Genomic DNA, 19,894 nt, shown 5'->3' on the forward strand with positions numbered 1-19,894 from the left:
GACACCGTCAGCGACCGCGACCGTGGCCTCCCGAACCGCCCCGCCCGTCCTCGTCGTCATGCGGGCCGAGGAGTTCGTCGGCGAGGGTCGGCAGGTCGTCCAGGGGGGTCTCCTCCGCCCAGTCGGGGCGGGGGCGCCGGCGCGCGGCGTCGGCGTCCACCTGGGGGATCGGACGGGTCTCGTCCGTGGGCCCGATGCTTCCGGACTGACCCGGCGGCGGCGCCGCGTGGTCGTCGCGGAAGTAGCCGGGCGGCACGCGGTCCGCGGGGCCACCCGGCGGTGCCGGGGGCACGTCTCCGGGGTGGTCGTCACGCACCGGCGGCAGCACCGCCGTCTCGTCCGGGGCACCCGAGTCGTCGATCTTCGGCAGCACGGCCGTGTCGTCGGGGCCGAACTCCGAGGGGCGCACCACCGGCGTGGGCACCGTCTCGACGACGTCCGGCGACTCGTACGGCCGCCCGCCGGACGCGCGGGCGGCGCCACCCGCACCCGGGCCACCGCCGCGCCACGGGTCGGCCGATGCGGAGCCCTCCGAACCGCCCGCCCCGGACGAACCCTCACCCGGGGACCCGGCGGAACCCGACCCCGAGCCTCCGCCCGGGCCCTGCTCACCGGACCCGGCCTCGGTCGATCCGCCTGCGGCGGGCCCGCCGCTCTCGTGCTCGGCGCGCTCACGCTCCGCGCGCTCGTGCTCGGCGCGCAGCAGGGCCTCTTCCGCCCGGCGCTGCTCCTCCTGCCGGCGGGCTTCCTCGGCGGCGCGTACCCGGGCCTCGTCCTCGGCCTGTTGGCGGCGGCGCGCCTCTTCCGCGGCGCGCTCCTGCTCGGCGGCGAGCATCCTGGCGCGTTCCTCTTCGGCGCGGCGGCGGGCGTCTTCGGCGCGCTTTTTGGCCTCCTCCGCCTGGCGCTCGGCCTCACGGTCCCGCGCCTCGGCCAGCTCCTGCTGGCGGCGGGCCTCCTCGGCGGCGAGCGCGGCCTGCCGCTCGCGCTCCACGCGCTCCTCTTCGGCGCGGCGCGCGGCCTCTTCCTCGGCGCGTCGCCTGGCCTCCTCCTCGGCCGCCTTGCGGGCCTCTTCCTGGGCCTTCTTCTCGGCGTCGGAGAGCGGCAGCATGGCGTCGAGGCGGCGGCGGATCACCATGGTGACGGCGTCCGACTCCTGGCTGGCGTCGACCACGAGGTACCGGCCGGGGTCGGCGGCCGCCAGGGTGAGGAAACCGCTGCGCACGCGCGCGTGGAACTCGGCCGGCTCCGACTCCAGGCGGTCCGGCGCCTCCGTGAACCGCTCGCGCGCGGCCTCCGGCGCGACGTCGAGCAGCACCGTCAGATGCGGCACGAGGCCGCCGGTGGCCCAGCGCGAGATCCGGGCGACCTCGGTCGGGGAGAGATCGCGGCCGGCGCCCTGGTAGGCGACGGAGGAGTCGATGTACCGGTCGGAGATGACGACGGCGCCGCGCTCCAGGGCGGGGCGCACGACCGTGTCGACGTGTTCGGCGCGGTCGGCCGCGTACAGCAGGGCCTCGGCGCGGTGCGAGATGCCCGCCGACTGGACGTCGAGCAGGATGGAGCGCAGCCGCTTGCCCATGGGGGTGGCGCCCGGCTCACGGGTGAGCACCACCTCGTGCCCCTTGGCGCGCACCCATTCGGCGAGCACTTCCGCCTGGGTCGTCTTGCCGGCGCCGTCGCCGCCTTCCACGACGATGAAGAAACCGGTGGCCGCCTGTGCCTCCACCGGGTCGGCGCCGCGTACCGCGTCACGCAGGTCGTGCCGCAGGGAGACACCGGAGCGGTCGTCGACCTTGGCGAGCAGCAGCGCCGCCACCGGCAGCAGGAGCGCACCGACCAGCATCAGGGTGTACGCGGCACCGCCGTGCGCGAAGACGAACTTGCCGCTCTCCACCCGGTGCCGCCCGATCGCGCCGGCCAGCACGGGGGCGGCCACCGCGGCGACGGCGACGAAGACGCGCACCACGGCGTGCAGATGCGCGGTCGTACGGGCCTGCCGGGCGGGCTCGGTCTCCTGGTTGAGCAGGGTGTGGCCGGTGTTGGCTGCGATGCCGGCGGTGAACCCGGCGACGGTGACGATGCCGAGGACGGTCGCCACGTCGGGGACCAGTCCTGCGGCGAGCAGGGCGATACCGGTGAGGGCGGTGGCCAGCGCCATCAGCCGGCGCCGGGACAGGAACGGCAGCACGGACGGGGCGGTGCGGATGCCGAGCGCTGTGCCGCCGGTCAGGGCGAGGGCCAGCAGGCCGAACGTCACCGGGCCGCCGTCGAGATCGATGGCGTGCAGCACGGCGACGGCGACGGCGGCCGAGATCGCAGCGGCCACCGCCGCGCAGGCGAAGACCAGCAGCGGAACGGCACCGGTGCGGCCCCGGTCGACTCCTGCGGCCGTCCTGGGGCGGCGCAGGCCCTCGATGGGGGACTTGGGGCGCGGGGTGTCGACCGCGGGCAGCTCGAGCGAGGCCAGCACGGAGAGCGAGGCGGCGAACAGCCCGGCTGCCACGTACGAGGCGAGGGCGGCCTGGTGGCCGTCGAACCAGACGACTCCGGTGGCCAGGAGGTTGCTGATGAGGGTGACGGCGACGAGGGCGGCGCCGGCCGTCGGCAGCGTCAGGAAGCCGGTGCGCAGCGACAGGCGGCGCAGCGCGTCCATGTGGTCGGGTAGCGGCCGGACGGCGGCGCCTTCCAGGGGCGGTGCCGGCAACAGGCTGGGCGCGACGCTCTCCCGGCACACCGTCCAGAAGCGCTCGGCGACTCCGGTGACGAAGGCGGTGACGAGCAGCAGGGCGGGCGCGTCCTGGGGGACCCAGTCGATCCACAGCGGCGCGATGATCAGCAGGACGGCGCGCAGCCCGTCCGCACCGAACAGGGTCCAGCGCCGGTCGAGTGGTCCGCCGGGGGCGGTGAGCGCGCTCAACGGGCCGAGGAGCACGGCACCGAACAGGAGCGTCGCCAGGATGCGGGCGGCGAAGACCGCGGCGACGGCGAACGCGGCACCGCGGTAGTCCCCTCCGAAGGAGCCGTCCGCGACGGCGGCCTGGAGGACCAGGACGACCAGCACGAGCAGGGCAAGGATGTCGCCGGTCCCGGCGATGATGTGGGCGCTCCACAGCCTCTTCAGCTGGGGTTGGCGCAGCAGCGCACGAAGGGCACGCTCACGTGAATCTGCGACCAGGTGGTCGTCTGGGGCCGTGGCGTCGGCCGTGGGCTGCTCGGCTCGCGTCATCCGTCCAGCCTATCGGGAGCGACTGACAGGGCGACGGCTGGCCGCCCTTAGGCGCCGGTTCCGGTCCGGCAGTCGATCGCCGGTTCGCCTCATGCCCAGGTAGGAGGCCCGGGCCGGCCCCGGACCGCGGAAGACGAGACGGTGGTCCCGTACTCCCCCGGCTGGTGCCTCACTCCCCCGTCGGCTTCTTCGCCGCGGACTTCGCCGTCGTCTTCTTGGCCGCCGTCTTGCTGGTCGTCTTCTTGGCCGTCGTCTTGGCGGCGGCCTTCTTCGCGGGGGCCTTCTTGGCCGCCGTCTTCTTCGCCGCGGTCTTCTTCGCCGTCTTCTTGGCGGGGCCCTTGGCACGCTTCTCGGCGAGCAGCTCGAAGCCGCGCTCGGGGGTGATGTCCTCCACGCTGTCGGCCGAGCGAAGCGTGGCGTTGGTCTCGCCGTCGGTGACGTACGGGCCGAAGCGACCGTCCTTGACGACGACGGGCCGGCCGCTCTCCGGGTCCTCGCCCAGCTCCTTGAGCGGCGGCTTGGCGGCCGCCCGACCGCGCTGCTTGGGCTGGGCGTAGATCGCGAGAGCCTCGTCCAGGGTGATGTCGAAGAGCTGCTCCTCGCTCTGCAACGAGCGTGAGTCCGTGCCCTTCTTCAGGTACGGGCCGTAGCGGCCGTTCTGCGCGGTGATCTCGACGCCCTCCGGGTCGGTGCCCACGATCCGCGGCAGCGACATCAGCTTCAGGGCGTCGTCGAGCGTGACGGTGTCCAGGGACATCGACTTGAACAGCGAGGCGGTGCGCGGCTTGACCGCGTTCTTACCGGTCTTCGGGGTGCCCTCGGGCAGTACCTCCGTGACGTACGGACCGTAGCGGCCGTCCTTGGCGACGATCTGGCGCCCGGTCGACGGGTCGGTGCCCAGCTCGAAGTCACCGCTCGGCTTGGCCAGCAGCTCCTCGGCGTACTCGACCGTCAGCTCGTCGGGGGCGAGGTCGCCGGGCACGTCGGCGCGCTGGTGGCCCTCCTCGTCGCGGTTGCCGCGCTCGACGTACGGGCCGTAGCGCCCGACGCGCAGCACGATGCCGTCGCCGACGGGGAACGAGGACACCTCGCGGGCGTCGATCGCGCCCAGGTCGGTGACGAGCTCCTTGAGGCCGCCGAGGTGGTCGCCGTCGCCGTTGCCGGCGGCGGCCGCGGCACCGTCGGCGCCCTGGGCGTCGCCCTCGCCGAAGTAGAACCGCTTCAGCCACGGCACGGACTGCGCCTCACCGCGTGCGATGCGGTCGAGGTCGTCCTCCATGCGGGCGGTGAAGTCGTAGTCGACGAGCCGCCCGAAGTGCTTCTCCAGGAGGTTGACGACGGCGAAGGACAGGAAGGACGGGACGAGTGCGGTGCCCTTCTTGAAGACGTAGCCGCGGTCCAGGATCGTGCCGATGATCGACGCGTACGTCGACGGGCGGCCGATCTCGCGCTCTTCCAGCTCCTTGACCAGCGAGGCCTCGGTGTAGCGGGCCGGCGGCTTGGTCGCGTGGCCGTCCGCGGTGATCTCCTCGGCGCTCAGCGCATCGCCCTCGGCGACCTGCGGCAGGCGGCGCTCGCGGTCGTCCAGCTCCGCGTTCGGGTCGTCGGCGCCCTCCACGTAGGCCTTCAGGAAGCCGTGGAAGGTGATCGTCTTGCCCGAGGCGCTGAACTCGGCCTCGCGGCCGTCGCTCGCCCGGCCGCCGATCTTGACGGTGACGCTGTTGCCGACCGCGTCCTTCATCTGGGAGGCGACGGTCCGCTTCCAGATCAGCTCGTACAGCCGGAACTGGTCACCCGTGAGACCGGTCTCGGCCGGGGTGCGGAACCGGTCACCGGAGGGGCGGATCGCCTCGTGCGCCTCCTGCGCGTTCTTGACCTTGCCGGCGTAGGTGCGCGGGCGCTCCGGCAGGTAGTCGGCGCCGTAGAGCTGTGTGACCTGCGCGCGGGCGGCGGTCACTGCGGTGTCGGAGAGCGTCGTGGAGTCCGTACGCATGTAGGTGATGAAGCCGTTCTCGTACAGCTTCTGGGCGATCTGCATGGTCGCCTTCGCGCCAAAGCCGAGCTTGCGGCTGGCCTCCTGCTGGAGGGTGGTGGTGCGGAACGGCGCGTACGGGGAGCGGCGGTACGGCTTGGACTCGACGGAGCGCACCGCGAACGCGGACTGCTCCAGTGCGACGGCCAGTGCGCGGGCGTTCGCCTCGTCGAGATGGAGGGTGTTCGCGCTCTTCAGCCGCCCGCGGGAGTCGAAGTCCCGGCCCTGGGCGACACGCCGTCCGTCCACGCTGGTCAGCCGGGCCACCAGGGACGCCGGGTCGGACGAATCACCCGCACGGCCGGTGGCGAAGGTGCCGGTCAGGTCCCAGTACTCGGCGGAGCGGAACGCGATGCGCTCGCGCTCGCGCTCGACGACGAGCCGGGTGGCGACGGACTGGACACGCCCAGCGGACAGCCGCGGCATGACCTTCTTCCACAGCACCGGGGAGACCTCGTAGCCGTACAGCCGGTCGAGGATGCGGCGGGTCTCCTGGGCGTCGACCAGCTTCTTGTTCAGCTCGCGGGGGTTGGCGACGGCGTCCCGGATGGCGTCCTTGGTGATCTCGTGGAAGACCATCCGGTGCACCGGGATCTTCGGCTTGAGGACCTCCTGGAGGTGCCAGGCGATCGCCTCGCCCTCGCGGTCCTCATCCGTCGCCAGGAAGAGTTCGTCGGACTCGCGCAGCAGTTCCTTGAGCTTCTTTACCTGGGACTTCTTGTCAGCGTTGACGACGTAGACGGGCTGGAAGTCGTGCTCCACGTCCACGCCGAGGCGGCGCACCTCGCCGGTGTACTTCTCCGGGACTTCGGCGGCGCCGTTGGGGAGGTCACGGATGTGCCCGACGCTCGCCTCGACGGTGTATCCGGGCCCGAGATAGCCCTTGATCGTCTTCGCCTTGGCAGGCGACTCGACGATGACGAGTCGGCGGCCGCCCTGTGCGGTCTCGCTGGTCGGGGACAACTTCGCTCTTCTCTCCGGTCGACGCTCGGTGGACATGTGCTGACGGTGCGGAGTGTGACGGTACATCCCGCCCCCGTGTCAAACGGGGAAAGCCCGCAACGGCCACTCGAACGGTAACCCGACTTTCCCGGTTCCTGCCGCCCGGCGTCACGACCTGCCCGTACGGGCTATGCGGAGGGTTATCTCTCAATTTTCCGTCGGGCCGTCCGGTGGGCCGGCTTCCCAGCCTAAACCTGACGGGAGCCGTGCCCGCCGGACGCGGCTGCCGGACGGGACGGGCGTGGGGGCGCCGATGCGATCGGATTCACACCGTTTCGCGCCGTGCCGCTCCGCCGCGCCGCTCCGCTCCGGGGGCGCGCCGGCGGGGCGCGCGGGCCGTGTGCGGGGCGGCGACCTGCGCGCCACAGTCCCCGCCCCGCCGGGGCACGCAGCTGCCCGCGGCCGGCGGCACCGCCGGTCCCGTGCTACCCGACCGGTTCCAGGAAGCCCTGCTCCATCAGGAGGCGGATCCGCGGGGGCATGCTGTCCCGCAGCCGCACCGGGTCCTCCCCGATCAGCTGAGCGATCGCATCGAGGATCCGCCCGGCGGGGAGCGTGCCGTCGCATGCGCCGGCGAAGCCCGCGCCGACCGTGTCGACCCGGGTGGCCCTGCGCATCCCACGCTGCTGGCGCAGCACGATGTGCTCGGGGTCCTCGGCGCCGGGCAGCCCGACCTGCTCCTGCACGACGTCGGGCGCGAGCCTCAGATGACTGGCGAGCAGCGCCGCGTCGTCGTACGTGCGGAGCTGGTCCCGGCGGCCGAAGTGCGCCCGTACGGTCCCGCCGAGGGGCTGCTCCACGGGGTGCGGCCACTCCTCGACGGTGACGGACGGCGCCTGGGAGCCGGTCCTGCGCAGGGTGATCCACCCGAATCCGACGGCCGTCGTGCGGCGCCGCGCGAACTCCTCCAGCCAGGCGTCGTAGCGCGCCGCATACCCGGCCGGGTCCATACGGTGCTCACCCGCGTCGCGCAGCCACAGTTCGGCGTACTGGGTGACGTCCTGCACCTCGCGCTGGACGATCCACGCATCGCAGCCGCTCGGGACCCAGGAGCGGAGGCGTTCGGTCCAGTCCTCGTCGGCCACGTGCTGCCAGTTGGCCAGAAACTGCGCATACCCTCCCTCGTTCAGACGCTGCCCGGCGCCCTGGACGAGCGTCCGGCACAGGTCGTCCCCGCCCACTCCGGCTTCCCGGTAGGTGAGGCAGCCACGGGACCGGGCGTCGCCGGACGCGGCCGGGACGGTGCCCACCGGGGAGATCACGAACGGCGGATTGGACACGATCAGGTCGTACGTCTCGTCGCCCACCGGCTCGTAGAGCGAGCCCTCGCGCAGGTCGGCGGCCGGGGCGCCGGACAGCGCGAGGGTCAGTGCGGCACACCGCAGGGCCCGGGGGTTGACGTCGGTGGCGGTGACCCGGGACGCGTGCTGGCTTGCGTGCAGCGCCTGGATGCCGGAGCCGGTGCCGAGGTCGAGGGCGGCGGTCACGGGGGTGCGCACGGTGAGCTGGGCGAGCGTCGTGGAGGCGCCGCCGACGCCGAGCACCACGTCTGCGTCGGCGGACCGGCCGCGCCCGCCGATGCCCGAGGCGCCGCCGACCGCGCACCCCAGGTCGGAGACGATGAACCAGTCCTTTTCCCGCTCCCCCGGTCCGGCGTAGGGCCGCACGTCCACGGTCGCCGCGACCTGCGCACCGTCCCCCGCTCCGCCGGTGGCCCGGGCGGTGCCCGCAGGGGTCAGCCAGCCGCTCGCCAGGCACTGCTCGACGGGCAGGATGGCGGCCGCGCGGGCCCTGGGGACGGGCTGCTGGAGCAGGAAGAGGCGGACGAGGGTCTCCAGCGGGGTGTCACCGCGGGTGGCACGCAGCGCGGGCACCGTCTCGCCGCGCGCCAGGGCCGCGTACGCGGGAGCCCCGAGCAGGCCGAGCAGCCCTTCGTCGGTGAAACCCGCGGCCAGCAGCGCGTCGCGCAACCGGGCAGCGGCCTCGGCTCCTTCGGACGTCCTCGGGGCAGTGGAGTCGGAGGACGGCGGCGGGGACGATCCGGCGGATCCGGCGGATGGGGCAGACGAGGTGGATGAGGTGGATGCATCGGACGCGGTGGATGCGGCGGATGTCGAGGACGCGTCAGGTGGGCTGGGTGGGGCGGAGGAGGCGGATGCGGGCGACGATGCGTTGGGCGACAGGGGCAGACCTGCCGGGCTGGTGCTACTCACGGGACCATTGTGTCGACTGGAACCGGCCATCCTGTCGATCAGCGAGACGATCCACGCCATCCCTCGTAACGACCTTCGCCATCCCTCGTAGGGAGGGGGCGTCAGCCAGCCGGCCGGAGGCGTCGGCGGGGAAGGGCGCCCGGCAAGACGCATGGTCCAGCGGCCAGCAAGACGCATGGTCCAGCGACGAGCAGGACGCATAGTAAGGAGGAGGGGCCCGCGAGGAGGGGGCGCCGAGCCGTCCGGCGTGTGCGTGCGCCCGCGCTCGGGGACCCGTGAGCCGTGGGCGGTGCCCTATGAGCCGCGTGGGCCGTGGGGCCACGCGCCGTGGGGCGTGCGCCGGGGTGTCAGCTCTCCGAGCCCGGTGTGGTCGTGGTCTTGCAGCTCTCCTGCTTGCCCATCGCCTCGCCGACGTCGCCCTCTTCGAGCTTCTTCAGGGCGTCATCGCCGTTCTTGACCAGCGTGCCCAGGCGCGTGGCCACGTCATCGAGGCCGTCGGCGAACTTCGACTGGTCCTTGGTGTCCAGGCCGTCGACCTGCTTCTTCAGATCGGCGTAGGAGTGCGCGGTGTCGTTGAGCTCCTTGACGGCGTCCTGCTTCTTGCCGTCGCCACCGTCGACGGGGGGTGCACCAGCCTTGGTCACCGCGGCGGCGATCGCCCGGTAGGCGTCGGACATGTCCTTGAAGGCCTTGGAGTCGGTCTTCTGGACGTCCTCCGGCTTGCTGTTGTCCGAGGTCACCTTCTGGATCTCGGTATTGGCCAAGCCGATCTTCTTCGCCTGCGGCTGCACGTCGTCGCAGACGGACTTGGCCCAGGCGTCGAGCTCCTTGTTGCTGTCGCACGCCGACAGCGTCAGTACGAGTACCGCGCCACCGGACAGTGCGGCTGCGAGCTTCTTGTTCACCTGGATGGGCCCCTTCTCCAATGACTTCCGGCCCCGGAACATACACGCCGCCCGCCCACCGAGCCCACGCTGTATGCCCGACTATGGATGCGCTTAGGGTCATTTGCCCGAGGAGAGAGATGGCTCACGGGTCACGGCCGACGGTGTCGAACCGGCCACCCGGCTCACGCGTCGGCACCGTCAGCGGATCACCCTGCGGCACGCAGCCGACGCGGGGCCTCCGCGGCGCCCTCGCGTTGCCTCCGCGGCGGGTTCGTGGTGGGTTCGCGGTGCCGTCGCGAGGCAGAGCGGCCGGACACGGGCGGCGGCCATAACGGCGGCGGCCACACACAGGCGGGCGGGCAGCGCGTCGATGCGCGCTGCCCGCCCGTCCCTTGACCGTCGATCAACGAGATGATCGACGGTCAGCACTCATTCGTCGCCGGAAATGGCACCGGTCGAAGGCCGGTCCGGTGTCACGACACCACTGCCGCGTCCGCCGACTCGTCTACCTTGCCCCCTTTCCCGTTGCCCTTGCCGGCCTTGCCTTGCGCGCTGTCCCCTTTGTCGGCGTCGTCCCCACCGTCGGTGTCGTCGCCCACGGCGATACCGCGCCGCTTGGACACGTAGACCGCCCCGATGATGATGCCGAGGGCGAGGATCGCGATGACCGCCCGCAGACCGGCGTTGGCACTGTCGCCGAAGCTGAACTTGACGACCGCGGGCGCGATGAGCAGCGCGACGAGGTTCATCACCTTCAGCAGCGGGTTGATCGCCGGGCCCGCGGTGTCCTTGAAGGGGTCGCCGACGGTGTCGCCGATCACCGTCGCGGAGTGCGCCTCGCTGCCCTTGCCACCGTGGTGGCCGTCCTCGACGAGCTTCTTGGCGTTGTCCCAGGCACCGCCGGAGTTGGCGAGGAACACCGCCATGAGCGTCCCGGTGCCGATGGCACCCGCGAGGTACGCGCCGAGCGCCCCGACGCCGAGCGTGAAGCCGATGGCGATCGGCGCCATCACGGCGAGCAGACCCGGAGTCGCCAGTTCACGCAGCGCGTCCTTGGTGCAGATGTCGACCACGCGGCCGTACTCGGGCTGCTCGGAGTAGTCCATGATCCCGGGCTTCTCCTTGAACTGCCGCCGCACCTCGAAGACCACCGCGCCCGCGGAACGCGACACCGCGTTGATCGCGAGACCGGAGAAGAGGAAGACGACGGCCGCGCCCGCGATCAGGCCGACCAGGTTGTTCGGCTGCGAGATGTCCATCACCAGGTTCATCGGAGCACCGCTGCCGACCTTCTCACCGACGTCGTGCGCCGCCGAGGTGATCGCGTCACGGAACGACCCGAACAGCGCCGACGCCGCCAGTACGGCGGTGGCGATGGCGATGCCCTTGGTGATGGCCTTGGTGGTGTTGCCGACCGCGTCGAGGTCGGTGAGCACCTGCGCGCCGGCGCCCTCGACGTCGCCGGACATCTCGGCGATGCCCTGCGCGTTGTCGGAGACCGGTCCGAAGGTGTCCATGGCGACGATCACACCGACCGTGGTGAGCAGGCCGGTACCGGCGAGCGCCACCGCGAACAGCGCCAGCATGATCGACGTACCGCCGAGCAGGAACGCCCCGTACACGCCGAGGCCGATCAGCAGCGCCGTGTAGACGGCCGATTCGAGCCCGAGCGAGATGCCGGAGAGCACGACGGTCGCCGGGCCGGTCAGCGAGGTCTTGCCGACGTCCATGACGGGGCGCCGGTTGGTCTCGGTGAAGTACCCGGTGAGCTGCTGGATGAGGGCGGCGAGCACGATGCCGATGGCCACGGCCACCAGGGCCAGGACCCGCGGATCGCCGTTCTTGGCCTTGATCGCCGCGTCGGTCACACCGTCCAGGCTGGCGTACGAGGACGGCAGGTAGGTGAAGACCGCGACGGCGACCAGGACCAGGGAGATCACCGCGGAGATGAAGAAGCCGCGGTTGATCGCGGACATGCCGCTGCGGTCGGAGCGGCGCGGGGCCACCGCGAAGATGCCGATCATCGCGGTGATCACGCCGATCGCGGGCACGATCAGCGGGAACGCCAGGCCCGAGTCGCCGAAGGCCGCCTTGCCCAGGATGAGCGCGGCGACCAGCGTGACGGCGTAGGACTCGAAGAGGTCGGCGGCCATGCCCGCGCAGTCGCCGACGTTGTCGCCCACGTTGTCGGCGATGGTCGCGGCATTGCGCGGATCGTCCTCCGGAATGCCCTGTTCGACCTTGCCGACCAGGTCGGCGCCGACGTCGGCGGCCTTGGTGAAGATGCCGCCGCCGACACGCATGAACATCGCGATCAGCGCGGCGCCGAGGCCGAAGCCCTCCAGCACCTTCGGTGCATCGGCCGCGTACACCAGCACCACACAGGAGGCGCCCAGTAGACCGAGCCCCACCGTGAACATGCCGACGACGCCGCCCGTGCGGAAAGCGATCTTCATGGCCTCGTGCGAGACGGTGGTGAGATCCTTTTCTGGCTCGCCCTCGCCCGGAGTGGCCTTTCTCGCGGCGGCCGCCACGCGCACGTTGCTGCGCACGGCGAGCCACATGCCGATATAGCCGGTGGCGGCCGAGAAGGCCGCGCCGATCAGGAAGAACACCGATCGCCCGGCACGCTGATTCCAGTCGTCCGCAGGCAGCAGCAGGAGCAGGAAGAACACCACGACGGCGAATACGCCGAGGGTCCGCAGCTGACGGGCCAGATAGGCGGCTGCGCCTTCCTGGACCGCGGCTGCGATCTTCTTCATGCTGTCGGTTCCCTCGCCCGCCGCGAGCACCTGGCGGACCAGGATTCCGGCGACAGCGAGTGCGGCGAGGGCGACGATCCCGATGACCGCCACGATCAAGCGGTTGTCGTCGGTCAGTACTGCGGCTGCGAGGGTTGAGGGGTGGTCAATCTGTTGTGGGGTAGAAAGCCCCGCCATTCGTCCTCCTTGACGCTTGGGCTGAGCTCAAGATGTGGACGGATTGTAGGGAGCAGATCCAGATCTAAACAGGGCGCCGCAATCGGAATTGGCCCGCACCTGCCCCTTCGTGAATGATCAAGCTAATGATCACCCAGGATGAGCCACCCACGAAAGATGTAATGCCTCTAAGGCATTGACGCGAGGCTAATGATCGATAAGCAGGTCATCCATCACTGGAAAGGTCCAGATAAACAGTGCAGATGAACTGAATAATGACCCATGAGGCGATCAAATAAATGATCAGCTGATTGATCAAGGGATTGCCGGCGGCAGAATGACAATCCCGCTGGTCGTACGGGTCGCACCGAGGCTCCGCCGGACGCGGGGGCCGGCAACGTGCGGGTGGTGCAGGGGCGGGTCGGGCGTGTCGGCGGGGCTCGGCAGCAGGTGAGGGCGCGGGCTCGGGTAGCCGACGAGCCCCCCTGGAGCCCCTGCCAGGGCGGCGGCGGGCGGAGGCCGCCTGGGAGGGACTGCTGCGGGGAGTGGGCCGCGCAGCCGAGCCGGGAACGGGCCCCACCGGGTGGCTGTCCGGCGGGGAGTCGTACCGGAGACGTCAGAGACGCGGGCGAAAGTCTGGCGCAGAAGTGACGGTCAAGACGCCTGCTACGCCTGGGATGCCCGGGGCAGAGACGGCACCCCTGCTGCCGGTGGAGCCCGCGACAGGGCAGCGCGCGGTCCTCAGGACCACAGCGTTTCGCGGCACCGGATTCGCTGCGCTGGATGTCCCTCTCCGGATGTCGCCGCACTGGATGTAGCTGCGCTGGATGTCCCTCTCCGGATGTCGCCGCACTGGATGTAGCTGCGCTGGAGGTCTCTGCGCTGGAGGTCTCTGCTCTGGACGTAGCCGCACGGGATGTCACCACGCCGTCACGCGGCGGACGAGTCGCTGGCGTCGGATCCGGGTGCCGGGTCCTGTCCCGCTGGCTCCGTGGCTCCGTGTCGGCTAGGCCCTGTCGTCAAACTCCCGTCTGCCCGGCGACGCCATGCACGCACTCTCGCCGCACCGGGCACAAGCCCACGTACATCCAGTACGCGGACTCGCGCCCGGCACGCCGAGAGCACGCACCTGACGCCGCCGAGCCGCCCTGCGGGCAACGACGCGAGTTTGACGACAGGACCTAGGGCAGCAGCGCGGTGGGCGGCGTGGGCCAGCTCATGCGGATGTGGCCGCCCGCCTCGTCCGTCTTGACCTCCACGTCGTCGACGAGGCCGCTGATGACCGCGAGGCCCATCTCGTCCTCGCTCTCACCGTCCGCCTCGGCGCCCGCACCCGCCCCGCCGGGGCCGACGGTGGCATGCGGCGCCTCATCGCCGACCTCGATGGAGAACTGCTTCTCGTCCTCGATCAGCAGCACCCGTACCGGCGCCGAAACGCCGTTGCTCTGGTGCAGGCCGACGGCGCGGGTGCAGGCCTCGCCCACGGCGAGCCGCACCTCGTCGAGCACGGCCTCCTCGACCCCCGACCTGCGCGCCACCGCGGCCGCCACCAGACGTGCCGTCCGCACATGCTCAGGCAGCGCACTGAAGCGGAGTTCGACGGTGGCCATGCATCCCCCTTGGCGTACGAAATTGCTTGAGGGGGCCGGGCTCGCCGCCCGGCCCCCCGAGAACACAACCCGGACACACGGTCCGGGGCACCGGCTCAGTCGGTGGCCGCGACCGCTTCCTCGACCGAGGTGTGGATCGGGAACACCTTCGTCAGGCCGGTGATACGGAAGATCTTGAGAATGCGCTCCTGGTTGCAGACCAGGCGCAGCGAGCCCTCGTGGGCGCGCACTCGCTTCAGGCCACCGACCAGCACGCCGAGCCCGGTGGAGTCGAGGAAGTCCACGCCCTCCATGTCGACGACAAGATGGAAGTTGCCGTCGTTCACCAGCTCGACCAGCTGTTCGCGCAGCTTGGGCGCGGTATACACATCGATTTCGCCACCGACCTCGACGACCGTACGATCGCCGACAGTACGAGTCGACAGGGACAGGTCCACGGATCCTCCAGCACCTTGCTATCGAGCGGTCGCCCCTAGGGACACCTCGGCTTGAACCCCCGGGACGGATCGCCAGCCGCGATGGCATTCAATCACTTACGACAGACGTGCACGACGCCTTGGGTCCATTGTCCGTCGTGCCGGTGACACACTCGGTGCCGATGCCCAAGAATCTCCGTCCCGATCGATCCCCAGCGGACACCGCAGCCCGGCTCTCCCCGCAGGCGGTACTAGACCGTCTGGCCCCGGGGCGTGACCCGGCTTCGCGCATCACCCATACGGAGCACTTGCCCCCACGTGCGGGGCGCCATGCCGTCTGGCCCGACCGTATCCGACCGGAGATCATCCGCGCAGTCCAAGCGGCAGGAATCGAGCATCCCTGGGCCCATCAGGCGCTCGCGGCCGAACATGCACTCGACGGCGAATCCGTCGTCGTGTCCACGGGCACCGCCTCCGGAAAGTCCCTGGCCTATCTGGTGCCGGTGCTGAGCACCCTGCTGGACGGCTCCGAGGCGCCGAACGGGCGCGGCGCGACCGCCCTCTACCTGGCGCCCACCAAAGCCCTCGCCGCCGACCAGCGCCGGATGGTGAAGGAATTCGTCCAGCCACTCGGCAACGCGGTGCGGCCCGCCGTGTACGACGGCGACACGGCCGTTGAGGAACGCGAGTGGGTACGCCAGTACGCCACCTATGTACTGACCAACCCCGACATGCTGCACCGGGGCATCCTGCCGTCCCACCCCCGCTGGTCCTCCTTCCTGCGCGCGCTGCGCTATGTCGTCATCGACGAGTGCCACACCTACCGCGGTGTCTTCGGCTCGCACGTCGCCCAGGTACTGCGCCGCCTGCGCCGGCTCTGCGCCCGCTACGGCTCGACGCCCGTCTTCCTGCTCGCCTCCGCCACCGCCGCCGAGCCGGCCGTCGCGGCGCGCCGGCTGACCGGCGTGCCGGTGCACGAGATCAGCGACGACGCCTCGCCGCGCGGCGAGCTCGTCTTCGCCCTCTGGGAGCCACCGCTCACCGAGTTGCACGGCGAGAAGGGCGCCCCCGTCCGGCGCACCGCCACCGCGGAGACCGCGGACCTGCTGACCGACCTCGTCGTGCAGGGCGTTCGCACCGTCGCCTTCGTGCGCTCCCGGCGGGCCGCCGAGCTGATCTCGGTGATCGCCCAGGAACGGCTCGCCTCGGTGGACCGCTCCCTGCCCGGCCGGGTGGCCGCCTACCGGGGCGGTTACCTCCCCGAGGAGCGGCGTGCCCTCGAGCGCGCCCTGCACACCGGCGAACTCCTCGGCCTCGCCGCCACCACCGCCCTGGAACTCGGCGTCGACGTCTCCGGCCTCGACTCCGTCCTCATAGCCGGCTACCCGGGCACCCGCGCCTCGCTGTGGCAGCAGGCGGGCCGTGCCGGACGCACCGGGCAGGGGGCGCTGGCGGTGCTGGTCGCACGCGACGATCCGCTGGACACCTATCTCGTCCACCATCCCGAGGCGGTGTTCCAGCAGCCCGTGGAGTCCACCGTGCTCGACCCGGACAATCCGTACGTACTGGCACCGCACCTGTGCGCCGCTGCCGAGGAGATGCCGCTCACCGACGACGACCTGCCCCTTTTCGGCCCGGCGACCGAGGAACTGCTGCCCCAGCTGGAGGCGGCACGGCTGCTGCGTCGCCGTACGAAGGCCTGGCACTGGACCCGCCGGGAGCGGGCCGCCGACCTCACCGGCATCCGCGGCGAGAGCGGCGATCCGGTGCAGATCGTGGAGGCCGGAACGGGACGGCTGCTCGGCACCGTGGACGCGTCGGCCGCGCACACCACCGTCCACGAAGGCGCCGTCCACCTCCATCAGGGCCGCACGTACGTGGTGCGGGAGCTGGACCTGGAGGGCGGTGCCGCGCTGGTCGAAGCGGCCGAGCCGCCGTACACCACCATGGCCCGCGACACCACCGCCATCTCCATTCTCGACACCGACACCGAAGTGCCCTGGGGCGACGGCCGCCTCTGCTACGGCTCCGTCGAGGTCACCAACCAGGTCGTCTCCTTTCTGCGCCGCCGGGTCATCACGGGCGAGGTGCTGGGCGAGACCAAGCTCGACCTGCCGCCCCGCACGCTGCGCACCCGTGCGGTGTGGTGGACCGTCACCGAGGACCAGCTGGACGCCGCCCGTGTCAATCCCGAGCAGTTGGGCGGCGCCCTGCACGCTGCCGAACACGCCTCGATCGGCATCCTGCCGCTCTTCGCCACCTGTGACCGCTGGGACATCGGCGGCGTGTCGATCCCGCTGCACCCCGACACCCTGCTGCCCACCGTCTTCGTCTACGACGGCCACCCGGGCGGCGCCGGATTCGCCGAGCGCGCCTTCCACACGGCACGCGAGTGGCTCACCGCGACCCGCGAGGCCATCGCCTCCTGCGAGTGCGACGCCGGCTGCCCCTCCTGCATCCAGTCCCCCAAGTGCGGCAACGGCAACGATCCCCTGCACAAACGGGGCGCCGTGCGCCTGCTGACGGTGCTGCTTCGGGGGGCGGAGGGGATGGATGCGACGGATGCGATGGTGGGCACGGAGGGTGCGGGAAGCACGGAGAGTGCGGGAAGCACGGAGGGTGCGGGAAGCACGGAGGGTGCGGGAAGCACGGAGGGTGCGGGAAGCACGGAGGGTGCGGGAAGCACGGAGGGTGCGGGAAGCACGGAGGGTGCGGGAAGCAGGGAGGTGGCGGGAAGCAGGGAGGTGGCGGACGCGGCAGACGCGGCAGACGCTTCCAGTGGCTGACGGAGCGCGTTGCGTGGTGGGGCTGGTGGGGCTGGCGGTGGGCCCGGTGGGGTGTCCCCGCTGCCCCGGTGGCGCGTCCCACGAACCCGGTGGTGGGACCGATGGCGCGTCCGGCGAGTCCCGCGCGTCCGGTGGCGGATCCGGTGGCGCCGGTATCGGACCCACGGGGCCCGCACGGGCCCTGACCTTCGGGGTGAAGGGACCGGAATCCACGGCCGCTGTGACGTCCGAGATCTGACCGCGCACCGCGCACCGCACGACCCTGGCCCCCTGCGCCGCGGCAACCCGTCCCGCTGCGTCGCAAGCCTGCGCGCGGCCCTCACTCCAGTGGTCCGCAGCCGCGAGAGCGGCGAGATCGGCGGCACCGCCTGCCCGGTGCCGGGCCGCCACCACCTGCGCCACGGTCAACAACGCCCCGAAGACCAGCATCAACATCACGATCACGGCGACCGCTCCCACGGTGGCCGAGCCACGGTCACCCCCGAGGCCGGAACCGGCATCGGGCGGGGGATGCGCCAACGGGGTGGCAGACGCGGACGTGGGGGTGGCAGACGTTGGTGAAGGGGCGGCAGGCGTGGGTGAGGGGGCGGCACGTGTGGGAGAGGGGGCGGCACGTGTGGGAGAGGAGACGGCGGCGATGCCTCGCCTGAGTGCGTCCGGCGCGGCGGCCACCTGCTCCGGTGGGATGGTTGTTGTCATGGCTCAGCCGCCCCCCGATGCGGTCGGCCGGTTCCGATCAACGGCCGCGGTGCCCAGGCCACCGGTCACAGTGCCCAGGTCACCCGTCACAGTGCCCACGTGGGCCTTGGCGGCGACGTGTGGCTGGGTTCCGTCAGCAGCCGCATGGGCTCCGTCATCGGCCGCACCGCTGTCCCCCACCGTTTCCTCGGCCATGGCAACGGCCTCCTGGTGCAGGTGCAGCGCGAGCAGCGCGGGGCCCGGAGTGTCCGCCTCCACACGGACGCGTACCAGGTCACCCTCGCGCCGCAGCGTCACCCGGGCGCCCTTGGGTGCTGCCTGCTCGGCCGCCGCCACCGCCGCGTCGTACGGATCCTGACGGGCCGCCGCTCGGGCCCCGGCCCGAGCGGCGTCGATGCACTGGATCTGGGCTCCAGCGGCCAGCAGCGCCCACAGGAGGCCCATCGCGAACAGCACCAAGGCGGGTAACACCACGGCCGCCTCCGCCGTGACGAATCCGGCGTCCCGACCATCGGGCGCCCCCCGGTCCACGCCCGCTGCTCGGGCCCGAGCACCCCGAACACCACGGGCGTCAAGCACCCGCGCGTCACGCACCCGCGCGCCACGGACCTCAGAACTGGACACCGAAGGCCTTCCCCACCATGCTCTGCAACGCCGCCCGAGCCCAAGAACTCGTCAGGACCTTGCCGAGCACCGCGGCGAACCCGGTCGCCGCAATCAGGCCCACCGCGTATTCGGAAGTGGCCATCCCCGCATCCCGCGTTGCCGCCCGCGCCACCTCCCGCACACGGCGCACCCGTGCCAGCCGGCGCACACCGGCCGAGGCTGCCCCTGCCCCCGCCCCCGTCTGATCGCGCTTCTCACGCTCCCCGTGCTCCTCACACTTCTCGTGCTCCTCACACTTCGCGACGGTGCGGCTCACCGCCCTCGAGCTCTGGTCCGTGACCTGTGCCGGCGGCCTTTCCGGCGGGCCCTGTTCCACCGGGCACGGTGTGCGTGGCCCCGAGGCGGGACGTCCCCCGCGTCGGGCTTTCCGTCCCCCACCCGCACTGGGCGCGGACTGTGTCGCTCCCGTCGTCGAATCTGTTCCCGCTGGACGCTGCTTCGGTGCTGCTTCTACCTGCATGCGTGCTGCCCTCTCCCTTTGGTTGTCCTTGATCTGCTGCTCGTGCCTGATCTGCTGCTCGTGCCTGATCTGCCGCTTGTCCCTGATCCGCGGCTCGTCCTCGCCCGCCCCGCGAGCCCGTTCGTCGTCGACGTCTCAGCGACCGCCTCCCCCCAGCAGCCCGCCCGCCAGCCCGATGAGGATCGGCACGACGCCGACCGTGATGAAGGCGGGCAGGAAGCACAGCCCCACCGGCGCGGTGATGAGGACGGCGGCACGGCGCGCCGTGGTCGTCGCCGACCGGCCCCGCTCAGCTCGGGCCTCCGCGGCCAGCCGGGCGACCGGCGCGGCCGCCGGAGCGCCCGAGTCGCCCGCGCGCTCCAGCAACCGGGCGAGGTGGCGGGCACCGGGGACCGAGGCGAGCCGGCGCCACGCCTCCGCCGGCTCACCGCCGAGTCGTAGTTCCGCGGCGCCCCATGCCAGCCGCCGGCCAACCGGCCCCTCCAACGACTCCCCGACCACCCGTGCCGCCGTCACCGGGTCGGCACCTGCCGCAATGCATGCCGCCAGCAGGTCAGCGGCGAGTGGAAGTTCCCGTACGGCGCGGGCCGCGTCGAACTCCTCAACCGGTACCGGTCTGCTCTGCCACCACCAGACGCCGCCACCGCACAGCATCCCGAGCAGGCCGCCCAGGACCCCTCCCACCAGCGCGTATCCGGCACACACCGCCCCGGCCGCCAGCAACCACCGCCGCACAGCGCCACGAACCAACCGCCTCGGGCGCTGCTTCTTCCTGCCCTCGGGGTGGCGCCCTTTCTCGTCCACACGGCGGCGCCCTCCGGACTTGTCCTCAGGCCGGTGGCTTCCACCCGTCTCCGCACCACGCGGCACCCCGACCCGAACCACACCGCCCAGCACCCCAAGGCGGGCCGCACCACGCGGCACCCCCGCTCCCGGCGCCGCACCGGGTCCCGTGCCAGGCACCGACGCGGCCGCAACC

The 19,894-nt window shown here is 71.8% G+C and carries 12 protein-coding genes and 1 pseudogene; 2 read left to right on the forward strand and 11 right to left on the reverse strand.

Annotated elements, in window-relative coordinates:
- Positions 1–7: 7 nt before the first annotated feature.
- The 3 genes from tmk to NQO67_RS29235 all read right to left on the reverse strand — a co-directional run bounded on the left by tmk (position 8) and on the right by NQO67_RS29235 (position 8,230).
- Positions 8–3,226, reverse strand: a complete 3,219-nt coding sequence (tmk, locus tag NQO67_RS29225) for a dTMP kinase (protein WP_255953299.1) — start codon at positions 3,224–3,226, stop codon at positions 8–10.
- A gap of 169 nt (positions 3,227–3,395) precedes the next feature.
- Positions 3,396–6,221, reverse strand: coding sequence for a type I DNA topoisomerase (gene topA, locus NQO67_RS29230; RefSeq protein WP_255953395.1), 2,826 nt, complete (start codon positions 6,219–6,221; stop codon positions 3,396–3,398).
- Between the two features lie 464 nt (positions 6,222–6,685).
- Entirely contained in the window at positions 6,686–8,230 is a 1,545-nt protein-coding gene (locus tag NQO67_RS29235; protein WP_255953300.1) for a DUF7059 domain-containing protein, read from the reverse strand.
- A 40-nt stretch (positions 8,231–8,270) separates the two neighbouring features.
- Between NQO67_RS29235 and NQO67_RS29240 the strand changes: the two genes are divergently transcribed.
- The gene (locus NQO67_RS29240) at positions 8,271–8,564 is read left to right on the forward strand and encodes a hypothetical protein (RefSeq protein WP_255953301.1); all 294 of its coding nucleotides are present in this window, start codon (positions 8,271–8,273) and stop codon (positions 8,562–8,564) included.
- 256 nt (positions 8,565–8,820) lie between these two features.
- On the opposite strand, the gene NQO67_RS29245 is transcribed toward NQO67_RS29240, so the two are convergent.
- From NQO67_RS29245 to bldG, 4 genes are all read right to left on the reverse strand, one after another.
- Positions 8,821–9,378 carry a small secreted protein gene (locus tag NQO67_RS29245; protein ID WP_255953302.1) on the reverse strand — a complete coding sequence of 186 codons (558 nt, stop codon included), beginning with the start codon at positions 9,376–9,378 and terminating at the stop codon, positions 8,821–8,823.
- A gap of 455 nt (positions 9,379–9,833) precedes the next feature.
- Positions 9,834–12,299: a sodium-translocating pyrophosphatase gene (locus NQO67_RS29250; protein ID WP_255953303.1), complete on the reverse strand. Its 2,466-nt coding sequence runs from the start codon at positions 12,297–12,299 to the stop codon at positions 9,834–9,836.
- A 1,160-nt stretch (positions 12,300–13,459) separates the two neighbouring features.
- On the reverse strand, positions 13,460–13,888 hold the full coding sequence (locus NQO67_RS29255) for an ATP-binding protein (protein WP_255953304.1): 429 nt from the start codon (positions 13,886–13,888) through the stop codon (positions 13,460–13,462).
- A 95-nt stretch (positions 13,889–13,983) separates the two neighbouring features.
- The gene (gene bldG, locus NQO67_RS29260) at positions 13,984–14,325 is read right to left on the reverse strand and encodes an anti-sigma factor antagonist BldG (protein WP_010986038.1); all 342 of its coding nucleotides are present in this window, start codon (positions 14,323–14,325) and stop codon (positions 13,984–13,986) included.
- A 161-nt stretch (positions 14,326–14,486) separates the two neighbouring features.
- Between bldG and sftH the strand changes: the two genes are divergently transcribed.
- Positions 14,487–17,090: a DEAD/DEAH box helicase gene (gene sftH, locus NQO67_RS29265; RefSeq protein ID WP_255953305.1), complete on the forward strand. Its 2,604-nt coding sequence runs from the start codon at positions 14,487–14,489 to the stop codon at positions 17,088–17,090.
- A gap of 225 nt (positions 17,091–17,315) precedes the next feature.
- Here the strand turns inward: sftH and NQO67_RS29270 are convergent.
- The 4 genes and pseudogenes from NQO67_RS29270 to NQO67_RS29285 form a co-directional block, all read right to left on the reverse strand.
- Positions 17,316–17,789 (reverse strand): annotated as a pseudogene (locus NQO67_RS29270) (Rv3654c family TadE-like protein); the annotation flags it as partial.
- A gap of 3 nt (positions 17,790–17,792) precedes the next feature.
- Positions 17,793–18,263 (reverse strand): TadE family type IV pilus minor pilin, encoded by a 471-nt coding sequence (locus NQO67_RS44370; RefSeq protein WP_374119186.1) that lies wholly within the window; start codon positions 18,261–18,263, stop codon positions 17,793–17,795.
- Between the two features lie 136 nt (positions 18,264–18,399).
- Positions 18,400–18,915: a DUF4244 domain-containing protein gene (locus tag NQO67_RS29280; protein ID WP_255953307.1), complete on the reverse strand. Its 516-nt coding sequence runs from the start codon at positions 18,913–18,915 to the stop codon at positions 18,400–18,402.
- A gap of 135 nt (positions 18,916–19,050) precedes the next feature.
- A complete protein-coding gene (locus NQO67_RS29285; RefSeq protein WP_374119192.1) occupies positions 19,051–19,785 on the reverse strand; it encodes a type II secretion system F family protein in 735 nt (244 codons plus the stop codon).
- Positions 19,786–19,894: the final 109 nt, after the last annotated feature.

The organism is Streptomyces odontomachi (assembly GCF_024435355.1).
GTDB lineage: Bacteria > Actinomycetota > Actinomycetes > Streptomycetales > Streptomycetaceae > Streptomyces > Streptomyces odontomachi.